The organism is Pseudomonas sp. F3-2, from assembly GCF_038804275.1.
In the GTDB taxonomy this organism is placed as follows: Bacteria; Pseudomonadota; Gammaproteobacteria; order Pseudomonadales; family Pseudomonadaceae; genus Aquipseudomonas.
This window is the reverse complement of sequence record NZ_CP152388.1, coordinates 1,329,599-1,345,549: the sequence shown is the minus strand read 5'-3', so window position 1 is coordinate 1,345,549 and position 15,951 is coordinate 1,329,599. Positions and strand designations below refer to the sequence as shown.

The 15,951-nt window shown below is 61.3% G+C and carries 15 protein-coding genes; 6 read left to right on the top strand and 9 right to left on the bottom strand.

What is annotated here, in order from left to right; genetic code table 11:
* Positions 1 to 37 precede the first annotated feature (37 nt).
* The 4 genes from AAGQ88_RS06120 (at position 38) to nhaA (ending at position 4,672) form a co-directional block, all read left to right on the top strand.
* Positions 38 to 637 (top strand): short chain dehydrogenase, encoded by a 600-nt coding sequence (locus AAGQ88_RS06120; protein ID WP_342654727.1) that lies wholly within the window; start codon positions 38 to 40, stop codon positions 635 to 637.
* Positions 638 to 699: 62 nt separating this feature from the next.
* Positions 700 to 1,380: a hypothetical protein gene (locus AAGQ88_RS06115; protein WP_285422615.1), complete on the top strand. Its 681-nt coding sequence runs from the start codon at positions 700 to 702 to the stop codon at positions 1,378 to 1,380.
* Between the two features lie 170 nt (positions 1,381 to 1,550).
* The gene (locus AAGQ88_RS06110) at positions 1,551 to 3,164 is read left to right on the top strand and encodes an NAD(P)/FAD-dependent oxidoreductase (protein WP_342654726.1); all 1,614 of its coding nucleotides are present in this window, start codon (positions 1,551 to 1,553) and stop codon (positions 3,162 to 3,164) included.
* 314 nt (positions 3,165 to 3,478) lie between these two features.
* On the top strand, positions 3,479 to 4,672 hold the full coding sequence (gene nhaA / locus AAGQ88_RS06105) for a Na+/H+ antiporter NhaA (RefSeq protein WP_342654725.1): 1,194 nt from the start codon (positions 3,479 to 3,481) through the stop codon (positions 4,670 to 4,672).
* A 90-nt stretch (positions 4,673 to 4,762) separates the two neighbouring features.
* Here the strand turns inward: nhaA and AAGQ88_RS06100 are convergent, their stop codons facing one another.
* The 6 genes from AAGQ88_RS06100 to dinG form a co-directional block, all read right to left on the bottom strand.
* Positions 4,763 to 5,227 (bottom strand): glycine zipper 2TM domain-containing protein, encoded by a 465-nt coding sequence (locus tag AAGQ88_RS06100; RefSeq protein ID WP_093461110.1) that lies wholly within the window; start codon positions 5,225 to 5,227, stop codon positions 4,763 to 4,765.
* Between the two features lie 179 nt (positions 5,228 to 5,406).
* The gene (pdxH, locus tag AAGQ88_RS06095; RefSeq protein WP_342654724.1) at positions 5,407 to 6,054 is read right to left on the bottom strand and encodes a pyridoxamine 5'-phosphate oxidase; all 648 of its coding nucleotides are present in this window, start codon (positions 6,052 to 6,054) and stop codon (positions 5,407 to 5,409) included.
* 48 nt (positions 6,055 to 6,102) lie between these two features.
* A complete protein-coding gene (locus tag AAGQ88_RS06090; RefSeq protein ID WP_342654723.1) occupies positions 6,103 to 7,185 on the bottom strand; it encodes an OmpA family protein in 1,083 nt (360 codons plus the stop codon).
* Positions 7,186 to 7,336: 151 nt separating this feature from the next.
* Positions 7,337 to 8,485 carry a serine hydrolase domain-containing protein gene (locus AAGQ88_RS06085; RefSeq protein WP_342654722.1) on the bottom strand — a complete coding sequence of 383 codons (1,149 nt, stop codon included), beginning with the start codon at positions 8,483 to 8,485 and terminating at the stop codon, positions 7,337 to 7,339.
* Between the two features lie 158 nt (positions 8,486 to 8,643).
* On the bottom strand, positions 8,644 to 10,989 hold the full coding sequence (locus AAGQ88_RS06080; RefSeq protein ID WP_342654721.1) for a beta-galactosidase: 2,346 nt from the start codon (positions 10,987 to 10,989) through the stop codon (positions 8,644 to 8,646).
* A 103-nt stretch (positions 10,990 to 11,092) separates the two neighbouring features.
* A complete protein-coding gene (gene dinG / locus AAGQ88_RS06075) occupies positions 11,093 to 13,237 on the bottom strand; it encodes an ATP-dependent DNA helicase DinG (protein WP_342654720.1) in 2,145 nt (714 codons plus the stop codon).
* Positions 13,238 to 13,366: 129 nt separating this feature from the next.
* On the opposite strand from dinG, the gene AAGQ88_RS06070 reads away from it, so the two are divergent.
* Positions 13,367 to 13,831: a CopD family protein gene (locus tag AAGQ88_RS06070; RefSeq protein WP_342654719.1), complete on the top strand. Its 465-nt coding sequence runs from the start codon at positions 13,367 to 13,369 to the stop codon at positions 13,829 to 13,831.
* 129 nt (positions 13,832 to 13,960) lie between these two features.
* Here the strand turns inward: AAGQ88_RS06070 and AAGQ88_RS06065 are convergent, their stop codons facing one another.
* The gene (locus AAGQ88_RS06065; protein ID WP_342654718.1) at positions 13,961 to 14,734 is read right to left on the bottom strand and encodes a collagen-like protein; all 774 of its coding nucleotides are present in this window, start codon (positions 14,732 to 14,734) and stop codon (positions 13,961 to 13,963) included.
* Positions 14,727 to 15,002: a DUF1145 domain-containing protein gene (locus AAGQ88_RS06060; protein WP_342654717.1), complete on the bottom strand. Its 276-nt coding sequence runs from the start codon at positions 15,000 to 15,002 to the stop codon at positions 14,727 to 14,729. The genes AAGQ88_RS06065 and AAGQ88_RS06060 overlap by 8 nt, the downstream gene beginning before the upstream one ends.
* On the opposite strand from AAGQ88_RS06060, the gene AAGQ88_RS06055 reads away from it, so the two are divergent.
* Positions 15,001 to 15,192, top strand: a complete 192-nt coding sequence (locus tag AAGQ88_RS06055) for a hypothetical protein (RefSeq protein ID WP_342654716.1) — start codon at positions 15,001 to 15,003, stop codon at positions 15,190 to 15,192. The genes AAGQ88_RS06060 and AAGQ88_RS06055 overlap by 2 nt on opposite strands.
* Here the strand turns inward: AAGQ88_RS06055 and AAGQ88_RS06050 are convergent.
* Positions 15,182 to 15,883 carry an OmpA family protein gene (locus tag AAGQ88_RS06050; protein WP_285422626.1) on the bottom strand — a complete coding sequence of 234 codons (702 nt, stop codon included), beginning with the start codon at positions 15,881 to 15,883 and terminating at the stop codon, positions 15,182 to 15,184. The genes AAGQ88_RS06055 and AAGQ88_RS06050 overlap by 11 nt on opposite strands.
* Between the last annotated feature and the right edge of the window lie 68 nt (positions 15,884 to 15,951).

Genomic DNA, 15,951 nt, shown 5'->3' with positions numbered 1-15,951 from the left:
ACTGTGCACCTGATCCTCTGAACGGAAAAACTGCATCGTGAAAATTTTACTGATTGGCGCTGGCGGGACCATCGGCTCAGCCATCGAGAAAGAACTGGCGCCGCGCCACGAAATCGTCCGCATCGGCAGAACCCGTGGGGATGAGCACGTCGATATTAGTGACAGCGCATCGATTCGCAAACTATTCGAACGGACGGGTTCTTTCGATGCGCTGGTCTGTGCGGCGGGCAATGTCACCTTCGCACCGCTCGCTGAAATGACGGAAGACGCCTTCGCGCTGGGGCTTCGCGACAAGCTGATGGGTCAGGTCAATCTGCTGCTGATCGGCCGCGAGTTCGCCAACGACGGGGCCTCATTCACCTTCACCACAGGCGTTCTGAGCCACGACCCGATCGCCAAAGGTGCGTCGGCGAGCCTGGTCAACGGTGCAATCGACGCATTCGTGCGAGCGGCCGCCATTGAGTTGCCGCGTGGCATGCGGATCAATTCCGTGAGCCCGACCGTGCTGGTGGAGGCCATGGGCAGCTACGCGCCTTACTTCCGCGGTTACAAGCCGGTTCCCGCGGCTGATGTCGCGCTGGCCTACGCAAAAAGCGTCGAGGGCCTTCAGACCGGCCAGACCTATCACGTCGGTTAATCACCTCTTGTGATGAACGGGAAGCCTGAGTAACGTGGCGGCACTTGTCTGGAGACCGCCACATGTTCGCTGCTCGTTCCATCCTCATGTTCGCCCTGCTGCCACTGTTCGCCGGGTGCCAGTTGCTGCCTTCGCAATCCGCCGACAACAAGGTTTCCACCGCCGGCATGATCCGCATGCAAGGCATCCTCAGCGGTGACAGCGGCAAACTGTATTTTTCGCCCTGCAATGAACAGCGCCGCTACGCAGTGACTGACAAAGGCAACACCGGCATCCTGCAGGAAGCTGCGTCGGTGGTGGACAAGAACGGCATGGCATTCGCCGACGTGCGCGGCAATTTCGTCGCCAGCAAAGCCCAAGGCAGTGACGGTCAGGCCGACGTTTTCCAGCTGTACCGCGCCGAGCGTCCCAGCGGCGCCTGTGAAGACCCCAACTTCAAGCGCCTGACCATTCATGCCGGCGGCAATAGCCCGAAATGGAGCCTGAACGCCAGCGGCAAAGGCCTGGTCCTCGAGCGTCAGGGCATGGAGCCGTTCGCTGTTCCCTACATGGAGGAGCAGATGCCCGAAGGCCGTTTCAACCTGATCACCGACGCCAACGACCAGCACGTCGAGCTGTACGTCGCCCCGCAGCGTTGCGTCGATCCAGTCAACGGTTCGGTGCAGCATCTGACCGCCGAGTTGCGGGTCAACGGTCAGGTTCAGCGTGGGTGTGCATACTTCGGGGCAATGCGGAACGATTGATCGCCTTGCGCGCGTCGAGCGTAGCGGTTGAAGGTTGTGCGCCGACTCGATGAGCGACACCTATCTGTGGGTCGTCGCTCCGGCCAACGCTCTACGTCCAATCTGTCTTATAATCGCCGGTTCTTGTAGCGCTGCCGGGCCGATCCTGCGGCCCGAAACCGGACCTCTCAATGTTACGAATCACCGAACTCAAACTGCCGCTGGATCACGCGGACGACGAGCTGCGCGCCGCGCTCCTGCAGCGCCTGGCCATCGGCAGCGACGAACTGCTGGATTTCACCCTGTTCAAGCGTAGCTATGACGCGCGCAAGAAATCCACCGAGTTGCAGTTCATTTACACCATCGACTTCCAGGTGCGCGACGAAGCTGCGTTGCTCAAACGCCTGAGCCACGACAAGCACATCGGTCCTGCACCTGACGTCAGCTACAAAGTGGTGGGCCATGCCCCTGCCGGCCTGACCGAGCGTCCGCTGGTCGTCGGCTTCGGCCCGTGCGGCATTTTCGCAGGTCTGCTGCTTGCGCAGATGGGCTTCAAACCGATCATTCTCGAACGTGGCAAGGAAGTTCGTCAGCGCACCAAGGACACCTGGGGCCTGTGGCGTAAGAACGTGCTCAATCCGGAGTCCAACGTGCAGTTCGGCGAAGGCGGCGCGGGCACGTTCTCGGACGGCAAACTGTACAGCCAGATCAAAGACCCGAAATTCCACGGTCGCAAAGTGCTGCACGAGTTCGTCAAAGCCGGTGCGCCCGAAGAAATCCTCTACGTCAGCAAACCGCACATCGGTACCTTCCGCCTGACCGGCGTGGTGGAAAACATGCGCCAGCAGATCGAGGCGTTGGGCGGCGAAGTGCGCTTTCAGCAGCGCGTCACTGATGTGCTGATCGAAGACGGTCAGATGCTGGGCGTGCAGCTGGACAGCGGCGAACGCATCGAGTCGCGCCACGTCATCCTCGCCCTCGGCCACAGCGCCCGCGATACCTTCCGCATGCTCCACGGCCGCGGCGTGTACATGGAGGCCAAGCCGTTCTCGGTCGGTTTCCGCATCGAACATCCTCAGGGCCTGATCGATCGCGCGCGCCTGGGCAAATACGCCGGTCACCCGAAACTGGGCGCCGCCGATTACAAACTGGTGCACCACGCACGCAATGGACGCTCGGTCTACAGCTTCTGCATGTGCCCCGGCGGAACCGTGGTCGCCGCAACGTCGGAGCCCAACCGCGTCGTCACGAACGGCATGAGCCAGTACTCGCGCAACGAACGCAATGCCAACTCCGGCATCGTCGTCGGCATCACGCCTGATGAAGACTATCCGGGCAGCCCGCTGGCGGGGATCGAGCTGCAAGAGCGTCTGGAGTCCCACGCCTACATCATGGGCGGGGAAAACTACGAAGCCCCTGCTCAGTTGGTCGGCGATTTCATCGCTGGCAAGGCGTCGACTTCTCTGGGAGAAGTCGAACCTTCCTACAAACCTGGGGTGAAGCTGACCGACCTCGCCGACGCCCTGCCCGCGTTCGCGATCGAGGCCATTCGTGAAGCGCTGCCGGCGTTCGACAAGCAGATCAAAGGCTTCTCGCAACCCGACGCCGTGCTCACCGGCATCGAAACCCGCACCTCTTCGCCGCTGCGGATTACCCGCGGTGCCGACATGCAGAGCCTGAACGTGAAGGGCCTGTACCCGGCAGGCGAAGGCGCCGGTTATGCAGGCGGGATCATGTCCGCGGGCGTCGACGGCATTCGCATTGCCGAAGCTCTGGCGAAGGGCATGCTGGCTATTGTCGACTGATCCAACGAAAGCGGTGCTCTCGGTGGGAGCGAATTCGTTAGCGAATGGCCGGTACGTCCAACTCTGTCTTCATGAGTCGTATCCACCATCGTCGACGAGTTGGCTCCCACAGTCGTTTCTTTCCCATACTGGTAACGATTCCTACAAGCCACGCGGGATAAGCCCTGTAGCACTTTGTAACTTATCTCAATATCTATTTGTATACAGAACACGCTTCGATTTTTAATAACCAAATCGAATATAACTTTTGTTTTCAGAAATAAGAACTGAGGTTAGGGTGTCACTCCTTTTGCGCATGTCCATGGAGCGTGACCTTGCCCGTTCGCAATACTTTCAGACGTTTCTTCCAACTGGAGGCAGCCGGCGGATTACTGCTGATCGCAGCAGCAGCGCTTGCGCTCATCATCAACAACTCCCCTCTTTCATGGCTCTATAACGGCCTGCTGGACGTCCCCGTCGTCGCGCAGATCGGCGCGCTGAAGATCGCCAAACCGCTGCTCCTGTGGATCAACGATGGCGTCATGGCGTTGTTCTTCCTGCTGATCGGGCTGGAGGTCAAACGCGAGGTGCTTCAGGGGCATTTGTCCCATCCTTCCCAGATCGTGCTTCCCGGTGCCGCGGCTATCGGCGGCATGGTGGTTCCCGCCCTGATCTATTGGGCGCTGAACAAAGACAACCCTGCTGCCCTGTCCGGCTGGGCAATTCCGATGGCGACCGACATCGCGTTTGCGCTCGGCGTTCTGGCACTGCTTGGCAAGCGCGTACCGGTGTCACTGAAGCTGTTCCTGATGACCCTGGCCATCATCGACGACCTGGGCGCGATCATTGTCATTGCGTTGTTTTATTCCGCTGAGCTATCGGGCCTCGCGCTGGGCCTGGCTGCAATGTCGATCGGCGCACTGATCGTGATGAATCGTCTGGGCGTCAGCAGGCCTGCACCGTATCTGCTGGTCGGGCTGGTGTTGTGGGTGTGCGTGCTCAAAAGCGGCGTACACGCCACCTTGGCGGGCGTGGTCCTGGCCTTCTGCATCCCGCTGAAAACACAGCGCAACGCGCCCTCGCCTCTGCAGCAAATCGAACACGGGCTCCATCCGTGGGTGGCGTTCGCCATCCTGCCGCTGTTCGCGTTCGCCAATGCGGGCGTGTCGCTGAGCGGTATGTCCCTTGAAAGCTTCACCCATCACGTGCCGATGGGCATCGCTCTGGGCCTGCTGCTGGGCAAGACCCTCGGCGTGTTCGGCCTGACCTGGCTGGCGATCAGGACCGGCATGGCGGCGTTGCCAACGGGCGCCAACTGGGGCCAGGTGCTGGGCGTGTCGATACTGTGCGGAATCGGCTTCACGATGAGCCTGTTTGTGGGCTCACTGGCGTTCGTGCCAGGGCAAAGTATCTTCGCCGGAATGGACCGGATGGGGATTCTGACGGGTTCGATACTCGCGGCGCTGATTGGCTACGGCATCACCGCAATCGCCAGTCGCAAGGCAGTCGCTTCAGCGCCTGCACCGTGACCTAAGAGCAAACAAAAACGCCCCGGATTGATCAGGGCGTTTTTTGTAAGCAAGTATTGCGAGAACCTTGCTCGGCGTTTCAAGCGTCGCTTAGTGAGTCACGCGACTCGTGCCATTTACGGTCATGATGCGCACACGTTCGCCAACACGGAAAATCTCGTTTTCCTGTACTTCCTGAACGTAGGCACGCATGGTGCCGTCATCTTCGCGCACGGTGATTTCCACACCTTGGGCACGGGTCAGACCGCCCTCAGCCGCAGAACCCAACAGACCACCGGCCACCGCACCGATCACTGCTGTCACGATGCTGCCGCGACCGCCACCGATTGCGCTACCGCCAACGCCGCCGACGATTGCACCGGCGCCTGCGCCGATCGGAGTCTTGGTGCCTTCAATCTTCACAGGACGCAACGATTCGATGGTACCCAGGCGCACGGTCTGCACTTGACGAGCTTCATCGCGCGAGTACGAGTCGCCAGTCAGGCTCGATGTGCAGCCGCCCAGCGTCAGCGCCATGGCGGTGAACGAAGCGACCAACAGAACAGACTTACGCATAAACTTTATCTCCGAAGGAACAGGTAGCCATTAGACTCCGCGACGCCAACCGATGTCACGGTCCTGTACCGATAATTTACGTTTATTCAGGCGCGATACAGCAAGCCGCCGGCGTCTACTTTTATGGACGACGGCGTGCTGGATAGATTCAAAGATTCGTGTGATTTGCCGCCGGAGCGTCAAGGCGCCAGACGTTCACGCTGCCAGCGATCATTGATCAGACGGTAGTTCAGGCGGTCATGCAGACGGCTTGGACGTCCTTGCCAGAATTCGATGCGATCCGGGACCAGTCGGTAGCCGCCCCAATGGTCCGGACAGGTCGGCTGAGTGTCGCTGAAGCGCTCTTCGGTGGCTTTGAGCAGGCCTTCAAGTGCCTCGCGGCTGGCAATGACCTGGCTCTGCGGCGACGCCCAGGCACCGAGCCGGCTGCCCAGCGGGCGGACCTGAAAATAAGCGTCAGACTCCTGGTGAGTGACCTTGGCGACACGCCCTTCGATCCGCACCTGGCGCTCGAGGGTCGGCCAGAAGAACGTCATGGCCGCAAAAGGCTGCGCAGCGATCTGCTGCCCTTTGGCGCTGAGGTAATTGCTGAAGAAAGTGAAACCCTGCGCATCGAGCCCTTTGAGCAGCAAGACGCGGCAGTGAGGGCGACCGTCGGCATCGACGGTCGCCAGCGTCATGGCGTTGGCTTCAACCGGCGCCTGTTCGGTCTTCACCGCTTCGTCGAACCACTGGCGAAACAGTGCGAACGGCTCATCCGGCGCCTGGGCTTCGGTCAAACCCTCGCGGGCATAGTTACGACGCATATCGGCCAGACTCTGGCTCATCACTGCCTTCCTTAAACGAAATCCATGAGCGGGACGCCGATATTAACCTCAGTTGTTGCTGGCTTGTGCATCCGCAGCGGGTTTCTTGGCCGCAGCCTTGGCTGGAGCGGCTTTGGCCTTGGTTGGCGCGGCTTTCTTAACGGCTGCTTTTTTAGCAGCGGGGGCTTTGGCGGCGGCAGCTTTTTTCGCCGGAGTTGCAGCCTTGGCCGGCGCTGCTGGCGCAGGTGCCGGGGCAGGCGCAGGCTTGGCGTTCTGCACAGCGACCAAGGTCGGCGCCGGAGGCAGGTTGTATTTGGCCATCAGCGCAACCATGGTGTCCTGCGGCGTCATGATGATCTCCACACGACGGTTGAGCGCACGACCGGTTGCACTGTCGCTGGCCGCTCGCGGCATCACGGCACCCATGCCACGCAGGTTCAGGCGATTACGCTCCAGCCCGCTGAGACGGAAAATGGCGGCAACCGATTGTGCGCGTTGCTGGCTGATTTTCAGATTGCTGTCGCTGGCGACATCACTGTGACCGAGCACCAGAATGGCGGTTTTCTGATCGCCCTCGACGACTTTGGCCATGCGGGTGATCGGGCCCAGATTGACGGGAAGCAGCATCTCGGGCCGGTCCGGGTTGAAGGTGCTGTCCACGGGCGCGGTCACGACCAGAACGTCTTCGCGGCGCTCGAGTTCGAACTTGCTGTCCTTGATCGCGTCACGCACGCGTGGCTCGTACTGGTCCAGCCAGGCCTGAGTGACCTTCGGATCGACTTTGGGAATGGCAGGGGCTGCGTCTTTTTTCGCTTCGCTGCTGCCGAACGGCCACCACCACTTGCTGCCATCATCGGCCTTCGCCACTGCGGGCTTTTCAGCGGGTTGAGTCGCGGCCAGTTCGGGCTTCTTCTCAGTGGTGCCATGGTCAGAGCCGAACGGCCAGTACCAGTGCGTGCCGCTTTCAGCTTCCGTCTTGGCAACCTCGGCGGCGACCGGGCTGGCGGCCGGTTTGACTGGCGCGGCATCGGTGCCCTTGCCCGAACCGAACGACCACCAGTGGCCATTGCTCGCCGATTGATCCTGAGGAGTTTGCGCACAGCCGGTGACGGCGATGCACAGCGCGAATGCGAGAGATTTATTGGCAGACATGGGTGACCCACACAAATAATTGATCAGAAAATGAACGAAGCAGCGCCCATATAACACGCATAAACGCCGTTTTGGAAAAGGAAACCGCCCTACGGTTCCGATATGGGCGGTTTAACTGACAGTCGGTATAACAAGCACTTATCAGCGATAGTTATTGCAAACACTCACCAAGGACACGCACCAGGCGCTGAGCGCGAGGATCCATCAACACATAAGGCCCCAATGTGTTGGTGACGAATCCAAACGCGACATCGCGCTCCGGATCGGCGAAGCCGACCGAGCCTCCTGCCCCGGGATGTCCGAAGGATTTGCCGCCCAGTCCGAACGTAGCGTTAGGTACTGACGGCTGATCCAGCATGCAGCCCAGGCCGAAGCGCGTCTGGGTCAGCAGGGTCTTGTCTTGGCCGGCGCTGTGCTCGCGCGTCAGCTCGTTGAGCAGCTCCGCTTCCAGCAGGCTGCCGTCGAGCAGTGCGCTGTAGAAACCCGCCAGGCTGCGGGCGTTGCCATGACCGTTCGCCGCAGGCTGCTGCATGCGGCGCCATTCCGGTTTGTTGGTGCTGGTCATGATCGAAGGAGGATTGGTGAATGCTCGCGCGGTCATCGAAGCCGGTTCGCGCATGGTGGTCTGCACCAATCGCTGTGCTGCTTCATCCCCCATATTGCCCTTGCCGCGGGCAATGTGAGCAACGCGATGAAATTCCGCGTCGGGCAATCCGACATGGAAATCCAGGCCCAGCGGCTTCGAGATCCGCGCCGCGATGGCGTCTCCCGGCCCTCGGCCGTCGGCGCGGCGGATCATTTCCCCCACCAGCCAGCCATACGTGATTGCGGCGTATCCATGGCCCTGGCCCGGCGTCCACCAAGGCTCTTCGGCAGCCAGCGCGCGGGTCATTGCGTCCCAGTCATAGAGCGCCTCGGCCGGAAGCATCTCGCGAATCGCCGGCAACCCGGCCTGATGACACAGCAGTTGACGCAGCGTGATGGCCTGCTTGCCGGCAGCACCAAATTCAGGCCATAGCCGCGAGACAGGCTCGTCCAGTTTCAACTTGCCCTCTCCCACCAACTGCAATGCGGTGACAGCTGTGAAGGTTTTGGTGCAGGAAAACAGGTTGGCGATGGTGTCGCTGTGCCAGATCTCCGCGCCGTCCTTGTCGGCAGTGCCTGCCCACAGGTCGAGCACGGTGTTTCCGCCGATCTGCACGCACAACGCCGCGCCGCGCTCTTGCTGATCGTCGAACAGCGCCGCGAATGCCTCGCGGACGGCCTCGAATTGAAGCTCGAAATGACCTTGAATCTGCACGGTTTCGCTCTCCGATCAGGGGCTTCACAAAATGCCGTGCATTGTTCCAGCGATCAGCGGATTTGGGAACCGCAACACGGCTTCAGACGCAGCGTGACGCTTCAAAGGGCGTTCGCCGGACAATGGATCTGTCGACGAAACCCGGCGGATCAAAAGCGTTATCGGGTCTTGCCCATGACGTCGACGACCTGTCCATTGGCCTTGCGCACGGCGTCGATGAAACCTTGATATGGCACATCGGTAATGCCGACCAGACCGAGATGGCCGTTTTCGCCGTCGAGCAGGCGCCCGGTGACGGGTTGATCGAGGTACTGAAACCAGTGCACGCCCACGATGGAGGGTTCTGCCAGCGCGGCTTTGAGGAAGTTGGCGTACGCCGGGCCACGGTCCTCCTCGCGCGGCACCTCGATCGCGCCGCCCCAGAACGGCCCGCGATCACGAGAGCCAAAATGAAACTCGCTGACCAGCACCGGCTTGTCCAGCACACGCAATCTTGCGAAGTCCACGCCGTCCTGAGGCTTGAGCGTGTACAGGTTGAAACTCAGCACGTCGCAATACTTCGCACAGGCCTCGATGGCTTCGGGCGTCGTGACGCCATAGCGCCCGCCGAGCAGCATATGGTTGGGAGCATGCCACTTCAGCGCATCGGAGATGGTCTTGAAGTAGGTTTCGGCAAAGACGCGCTGAAAATAACGGAAGTCGTTTTCGATCTCAGGATGATCGGCGCTCGGCAGTGGCGGCTCGAAACCCGGGTCCTCCATCAGCTCCCAGGCAGGCAGGTCGATTCCCCAGGCTTTGGACAACCCTTGCTGGTTGCGATATTTGTCGCGCAATTGCTTGAGGAACGCGCGCTTGGCCGGCACATCCGTGGTCAGTTTCAGCGTTCCGTAAGCCAGTGCGTAGCGATCTTTCGGATCGTCGCCCGGCGCGGCCCAGGCCAGCTCGTTGTCGGCGAAATAGCCAATCAGATAAGGATCGTCGCGATGATCGCGGGCAGCGATAGCAACGGCCCGTTCGGTGGCCATGGCAAAGCGCGGATCGAACGGATCGGGCATGCCGCCCCACCAATCGTGGCCGGTGCTGATGCTGACGTAATCGCCCACGATCGACAGCGGCAAGGTATAAGGCACACGGCCTTTGGTGGCCTTTTCGTTGCCTTCCAGCGCTGGCTCGCTCCAGTTGCCGATGGTGTTGAATCCCCACGCCTGCAAGCGTTGCAGCGTGTGCTCGACCCAGCGTTTGCTGTCCAGAATGACCGGTTTGCACTCGGCCGCGGGCTGCACCACGGCCGGTGTCTGCGCAGTTGGAGCCGACGTGCTCGAATCGCTTGATGCCTCGGCGGACGATTCCTCGTTGTCGGCGTCGTCCTGATCAGGCGCAGCAGGCGAGACAACGTCGACGCACTTGGCCGGGCCATAGGTGCGCTGCAGGTTGGCGCCATAGAAATCGAACCAGCGCCCCCGGTCATACTGACGATCCTTGCTGGCGCCGGTATCACGATGGTCGTCGCCCTTGCCGTAGAACGCCGCAAGAGGATCGTTGCTGGTCGGCAGCTCGGCGAACATCCCCTCGCGCCCCTCGATGTAGGTCTGGCTGTCATCGGCGGCAATGGCATTGACGCCGAGTGAGTAAAACGGATGGCCTTCCGGCGTGACCAGGTACCAGCGATCGTCGCGCTTTTCGGTGCGGAAGAAACCTTTGGCTTCGAACGACGGCCCTTTGAGCAGGCCGCCGAACCGGTCATGGGCCGGACGCTCTTTCAACCAGCCCTTGAGTTGCTGTTGCTCCTTGGCCGCCAGCGCCTTCATCTGATCATCACTGGTGATCTTTTCCGGCCATTTGCCACGAGCGTACTGCCCGTAACCGTCGACCAGATTGCCGTAAACCGCGCGTTGCAGCGCATCGCCCTCTTGCACGCCGAATTTCTCGATCAACACGCTCTGGGCGACATCGGGCCGGGACATCGACACGGTCACCGACGCCACGTGAGCGCTGTCCAGATCGCCTTCGGTACTGGCCAACAACACACGCCGCCCTTCGTAGGTCCACGGCATCGGTGGGCCTGCGCGCATGCCCTGACTGAGCGGCGAGCAGGCCTTGAGCGGCAGAACCAGGGTTTGTGCGGGGCCTGCCGGAAGGTCAACGCGGCTGCTGAGCACTTTTCCGTCACTGCTCTGGATTTGAACGTACAAGGTCAGCGCCCAATCCATCGCGCTTTGCAGCCGCAAGGTCATTGCGCTGTCGCCACTCCAGTCCCACTCGCCGGTCTGGGGCGCCAGGCGCAAGGTGGGTCTTGCGACCGGATTGAAGGTCACCCGCCGCAGCACTTCACCCTCGGCGGTCTGCTCACCATTGGATTGCGGCAGGCTGGCGTCCTGCGTGGTGACCTGCACCACGTCGGCAGGGCGTACGAAATTGAACAGCGTCTGCTGCACATCGGGGGCCGCGTGGGCGGATCCTGCGCACAGTGTCACGAGGGCGGCAGACAGCGAACGGCGAATCATGCGATCAAGAACTCCTGAATCTCGGAAGCCCGCGCGGCAGCTGTGCCGTCGCCCGGGCAGACCGGGTTAAGACCTGACCCGCTGCGTTTCATCCCGAGAGGCGTCAGGATATTTCGCGGCGAAACGGTGGAAGCGCGTTGAGAATGGCCTTGCCGTAACGCTGCGTGACCACACGGCGATCCAGCAGCGTGATGATGCCACGGTCTTTTTCGGTGCGCAGAAGACGGCCGCACGCCTGGATGAGGCGCAAGGACGCGTCGGGCACGGCGATTTCCATGAACGGGTTGCCGCCGCGCGCTTCGATCCACTCAGCCAGTGCCGCTTCGACAGGATCGTCGGGCACGGCGAACGGGATTTTGGCAATCACCACGTGCTCGCAATAATCGCCCGGCAGGTCGACGCCTTCAGCGAAGCTGGCAAGGCCGAAAAGCACGCTTTCATCGCCGCCGTCGACGCGAGCCTTGTGCTTGTTCAGCGTTTCCTGCTTGGAGAGGTTGCCCTGAATGAACACCCGCTTGCGCCAGTCCCGCTCGAGCCCGTCGAACACTTCCTGCATTTGCTTGCGTGAGGAGAACAGCACCAGCGTGCCTTTCGAGCCCTCCACCAGATCGGGCAGTTCACGAATGATCGCCGCAGTGTGTTCGGCAGCGTTGCGCGGATCGGCCTTGAGATCGGGCACCCGCAGCACGCCCGCATCGGCATGATGGAACGGGCTTGGCACCACGGCGGTGACCGCGTCCTTGGGCAGACCGGCGCGCATGCGGAACCGATCGAACTTGCCGAGCGCCGTCAGCGTTGCCGACGTCACCAGGGCGCCGTATGCCACGTTCCACAGGTTGCGACGCAACATTTCGGCGGCAAGGATCGGGCTGGCATTGACTTCGATGTCGAACAGCGAGCCGCTCTCGGCCAGCGTCAGCCAACGCGCCATCGGCGGGCTGTTCTCTGGGTCCTCGGCGGTGAACGCCGTCCACAATTCCCAGTTACCATGGGCCCGGGCCAGCAGGCTACCGAAGAGCGGGTACCACTCTTCGGCCTGATGGCTGGCGATACCGATGTTGGATTCGCCGTCCATGCCCTCTTTGAGCAGGTCGGTCAGGCGCGTAAACAGGTCGTCCAGCCGCGCGAAACCCTTTTTCAGTTCGATGCCCATCTCGCGCATGTGCTCAGGCACCACGCCGCCGACGAAGCGATGACGCGGACGTTCGCGGCCTTCCATGTCTTCGCCGGCCTTGAAGTCGGCCAGTTGTTCGCAGGCTGTGAACATGAATTGCTGGTGAGTCTTGATCTCGCGTGCCAGTTCCGGGACTTGCTCGATCAGCTTGCCCAGATCACCGGGCAGCGGGTGCTGGGTCAGCAGTTTGGTGAGGTTCTTCGCGGTCTGTTCCAGCCAGTCGGCCGTGGAACGCAGACGGCTGAAGTGAGCGAAATGGCCGATGGCCTTGTCCGGCAAATGGTGCCCTTCGTCGAACACGTAGAGCGTGTCGCGAGGATCCGGCAAGACAGCGCCACCGCCCAGCGCCAGGTCAGCCAGCACCATGTCATGGTTGGTGACGATGACATCGACTTTGCCCATGCCTTCACGCGCCTTGTAGAAAGCGCATTGCTGGAAATTCGGGCAATGACGATTGGTGCACTGGCTGTGATCGGTGGTCAGGCGGGCCCAGTCCTGATCGGCCAGTTCCTGGGGCCAGCTGTCGCGGTCGCCGTCCCACTTATTGCCGGCCAGTTTTTCAATCATGGTCGTGAAGAGCTTCTGGCTCGCTTCATCGACCTCGATCTTGAAGCCTTCCTCTTCGAACAACTGAGCGGTGGCGCTTTGCGCGTTGCCCTCTTGCAAGAGCATGTCGAGCTTGGACAGGCACATGTAACGGCCGCGCCCCTTCGCCAGTGCGAAGGTGAAACTCAAACCGCTGTTGCGCATCAGGTCAGGAAGGTCCTTGTGAACGATCTGTTCCTGCAGCGCGACCGTTGCGGTGGCGATGACCAGGCGCTTGCCCGCAGCCTTGGCCGTGGGAATCGCGGCGATGGCGTAGGCGACCGTTTTCCCCGTACCGGTCCCTGCCTCGACCGCCACCACAGCCGGATCGCCCGAACGCCGGCCTTCCTCGTCGGTGTCCACGTCGCCCAGCACCTTGGCCACTTCGGCGATCATCAAACGCTGGCCGTAACGGGGTTTGAGGCTCTTGGCTTCGAGAAAACGCGAATAGGCGCCCTGAATCTGGGACTTGAGTTCGGTGCTGATCATTGGCTGGGTCGTTGGCTCGGCGTCACGGGTGCTGAATAAGAACACAAAAAAACTGCTGGATATATTTCCAGTTTCTGGAGGGCGGCTATCATACCGCGCTAATGCTTTCTGCGCAGATCGGAGTTCTTGATGTCACTTGTAGCCTTTGTCTACGCCATGCATGTGCTGGCGGCTGTTCTGTGGGTAGGAGGAATGTTTTTCGCCTGGATGATTCTTCGACCAGCGGTCATCGCCGCCCTCGAGGGCCCGGCGCGTCTGAAGCTGTGGGTGCAGGTATTTCCGCGCTTCTTTATCTGGGTGTGGGGGGCCGTGATCCTGCTGCCGGTCACCGGCATCGGCATGATCAACATCAATTTCAGCGGCCTGCAGACCGCGCCCCGCTACGTGCAGGTGATGATCGGGCTGTACGTGGTGATGGTGGCGCTGTTTCTGCGGATCTCGACCCTCAACCTGCCGGAGCTGCGAAAAGCCGTGGCTGCCGAACAGTGGCCGGATGGCGCCGCGGCGCTGGGCAAGATCCGGCGTCTGGTGGGGATCAATCTACTGGTCGGGATCGCCGTCATCGCCATTGCGGCGGCACGTCCCGGGTTCTAGCCCGACGCAAGGCCGCCAGCGCGAGGACGCTCACGCGTGTTCAAGAGCCGCTGCTGACTCGCAGCGGCCTGTTCACGAGCACCCTCGTTTCCCGCGCCGAATGTCCCAGCGTCGGACCGCGTCACGCGCTTACAGCTTGCGCACACTCACCGAGCCGGCGGCCCCTTGAGCACCTGACTGACCCTTTTCCCCGTTCTTGCCCGACTTCGCGCCATCGGCTCGGTAGACGATGCAGCCCTTGGAGGCGCCACCTTTGCCGCCGCGACCGCCTTCACCGCCCGCGCCACCGGCTCCGCCCTGAACATTGACTTGCACGTGGTCATCCGGGAAGGCCGCAGGCAGTTCCAGGCGCACCAGCGCACCGGCCGCGCCCTCACGCCCGTTTCCGCCGTTGTCGCCGTCGAAACCGCGACTGGCTGATCCCCAGGTACAGCCCGGATTCTGGCCGTTGCCGCCATCAAGGCCCACGAACCCCGGCGATCCGGCACCGCCGCGAGCGTCGATCGACAGCAGATCGGCCGTCAATTGCTCGACCCGGACGGTGAGGTTGCGACCTGGCAGCGGTGCTTTCTCGAACGTGCCCGGCGCGCCGCGCGCCGTGATCTGCGCGCCGCTGCCCAGCTCGCCCCGCTTGACCTGCAGGCTGAACGGCTGTGGACTCGGCACGATGGCGATGCGTGACTCATGCCCCATGACCAGTTGATCGACCTTCACCTCGGTCAGGCCGGCGGGGATCAGCAGCGTGCCGTAATCGGCGACCTCCAGCCGATCCAGTTGCAGCACGCTGGCGTTGCTGGGCAGACGCATCAGCGAGTGCGGCTCCACCGAGATGGCCTGCGCCATCACCCAGGAACTGCTCAGGGCCGACAGCAGGCCCGCTGTCATCAACAACGCGTTACGCATGGTGAACCTCCGCCTGACGGCGACCGAGTGATTGCAGGTGAAAGATGCCGAAGAAAACGATCTGCAGACGGTCGCGCCACGGATGAGGTCGCCCGCGCAAGCTGCCATTGAAAAGGAGCACTTCCAGAAGGTGAGTCAGCAATAAAAAGCCGCCCGCCAGTTTGATCAACACGTCAAAAGGGTTTGGCAGGACAACGACCGCGTTGACCAGTACGACCAGCCAGAACCCCAATGTCAGGATTTTTCCCAACCCCCAGAACAACTTCATGAAACGCCCCTGCTGTTTTTTTATTTCCGTGCGGCGAAAACGCTTCGCGCACAGTAAGGCCAGAGCAACGACTATGCCAGAAGATGATTTCAAAAATCTGCGCGATCAGGCGTGCGTCATCCCGCCAGGCGGTCATAAAAAAACCCTGCCGAAGCAGGGTTTTCCGGATCACGCATCGATCAGCGATTGATCTTGATTTCCACACGGCGGTTCAACGCACGGCCATCGGCCGTTTTGTTGTCGGCCACTGGACGCGCTTCACCATCGCCTTCCACCGAGACGAACGCACTGCGAGCAATGCCTGCGCTGACCAGATAATCAGTCACCGATTGCGCGCGTTTTTCCGACAGTTTCTGGTTGTAAGCATCGCTGCCTACGCTGTCGGTGTGGCCGCTGACGTGCAGTTGCACGTTCGTCGCTTCGGTTTTCAGCTTGGTCGCAACCATATCCAGTTGCTGTTTGTCGCCTGGGGTCAGCGTTGCCTTGTTGAACTCGAAGTGCACATCGCGAATGGTGATGATTTCTTCTTTAGGCAGAACGACCGGCGCTGCGACAGGTTCTGGCGCTGGCGTCACGATCGGGCAACCGGTTGCATCGACAGGCGTGCCTTTAGGGGTATCAGGGCACTTGTCGACGCTGTTCAATACACCGTCGCCATCATCATCGCCATCGCCGTGAACCCAGCAATAGGCGCCGGCCATCACACCGACCGCGCCGCCCAGGCCCGCTGCCACGGAGGCGGACTGAAATGCACCGATAGCGGCACCGCTCAGCACGCCGCCTGCCGCACACAGAGGCCAGTCGGTCTTTTGCAAGCCGGCACAGCCCGTCAATACACTGGTAACCAAAATCAGAGGTAACGCTGTCCGAATCATGCTCATACAGTTCTTCTCCTTTGGTATCGGCTAAAACCGACTGGGGTGGAGTAAAGACGGCACTTAGCCATTCT

Bases quoted from the DNA above. Each gene is read 5' to 3' on its own strand.
- AAGQ88_RS06060 (WP_342654717.1), bottom strand. From the start codon at position 15,002: ATGAAGTTGTTCTGGGGGTTGGGAAAAATCCTGACATTGGGGTTCTGG.
- AAGQ88_RS06070 (WP_342654719.1), top strand. From the start codon at position 13,367: ATGTCACTTGTAGCCTTTGTCTACGCCATGCATGTGCTGGCGGCTGTT.
- dinG (WP_342654720.1), bottom strand. From the start codon at position 13,237: ATGATCAGCACCGAACTCAAGTCCCAGATTCAGGGCGCCTATTCGCGT.
- AAGQ88_RS06065 (WP_342654718.1), bottom strand. From the start codon at position 14,734: ATGCGTAACGCGTTGTTGATGACAGCGGGCCTGCTGTCGGCCCTGAGC.
- pdxH (WP_342654724.1), bottom strand. From the start codon at position 6,054: ATGAGCCAGAGTCTGGCCGATATGCGTCGTAACTATGCCCGCGAGGGT.
- AAGQ88_RS06090 (WP_342654723.1), bottom strand. From the start codon at position 7,185: ATGTCTGCCAATAAATCTCTCGCATTCGCGCTGTGCATCGCCGTCACC.
- AAGQ88_RS06110 (WP_342654726.1), top strand. From the start codon at position 1,551: ATGTTACGAATCACCGAACTCAAACTGCCGCTGGATCACGCGGACGAC.
- AAGQ88_RS06115 (WP_285422615.1), top strand. From the start codon at position 700: ATGTTCGCTGCTCGTTCCATCCTCATGTTCGCCCTGCTGCCACTGTTC.
- AAGQ88_RS06100 (WP_093461110.1), bottom strand. From the start codon at position 5,227: ATGCGTAAGTCTGTTCTGTTGGTCGCTTCGTTCACCGCCATGGCGCTG.
- AAGQ88_RS06080 (WP_342654721.1), bottom strand. From the start codon at position 10,989: ATGATTCGCCGTTCGCTGTCTGCCGCCCTCGTGACACTGTGCGCAGGA.
- AAGQ88_RS06050 (WP_285422626.1), bottom strand. From the start codon at position 15,883: ATGAGCATGATTCGGACAGCGTTACCTCTGATTTTGGTTACCAGTGTA.
- AAGQ88_RS06055 (WP_342654716.1), top strand. From the start codon at position 15,001: ATGAAACGCCCCTGCTGTTTTTTTATTTCCGTGCGGCGAAAACGCTTC.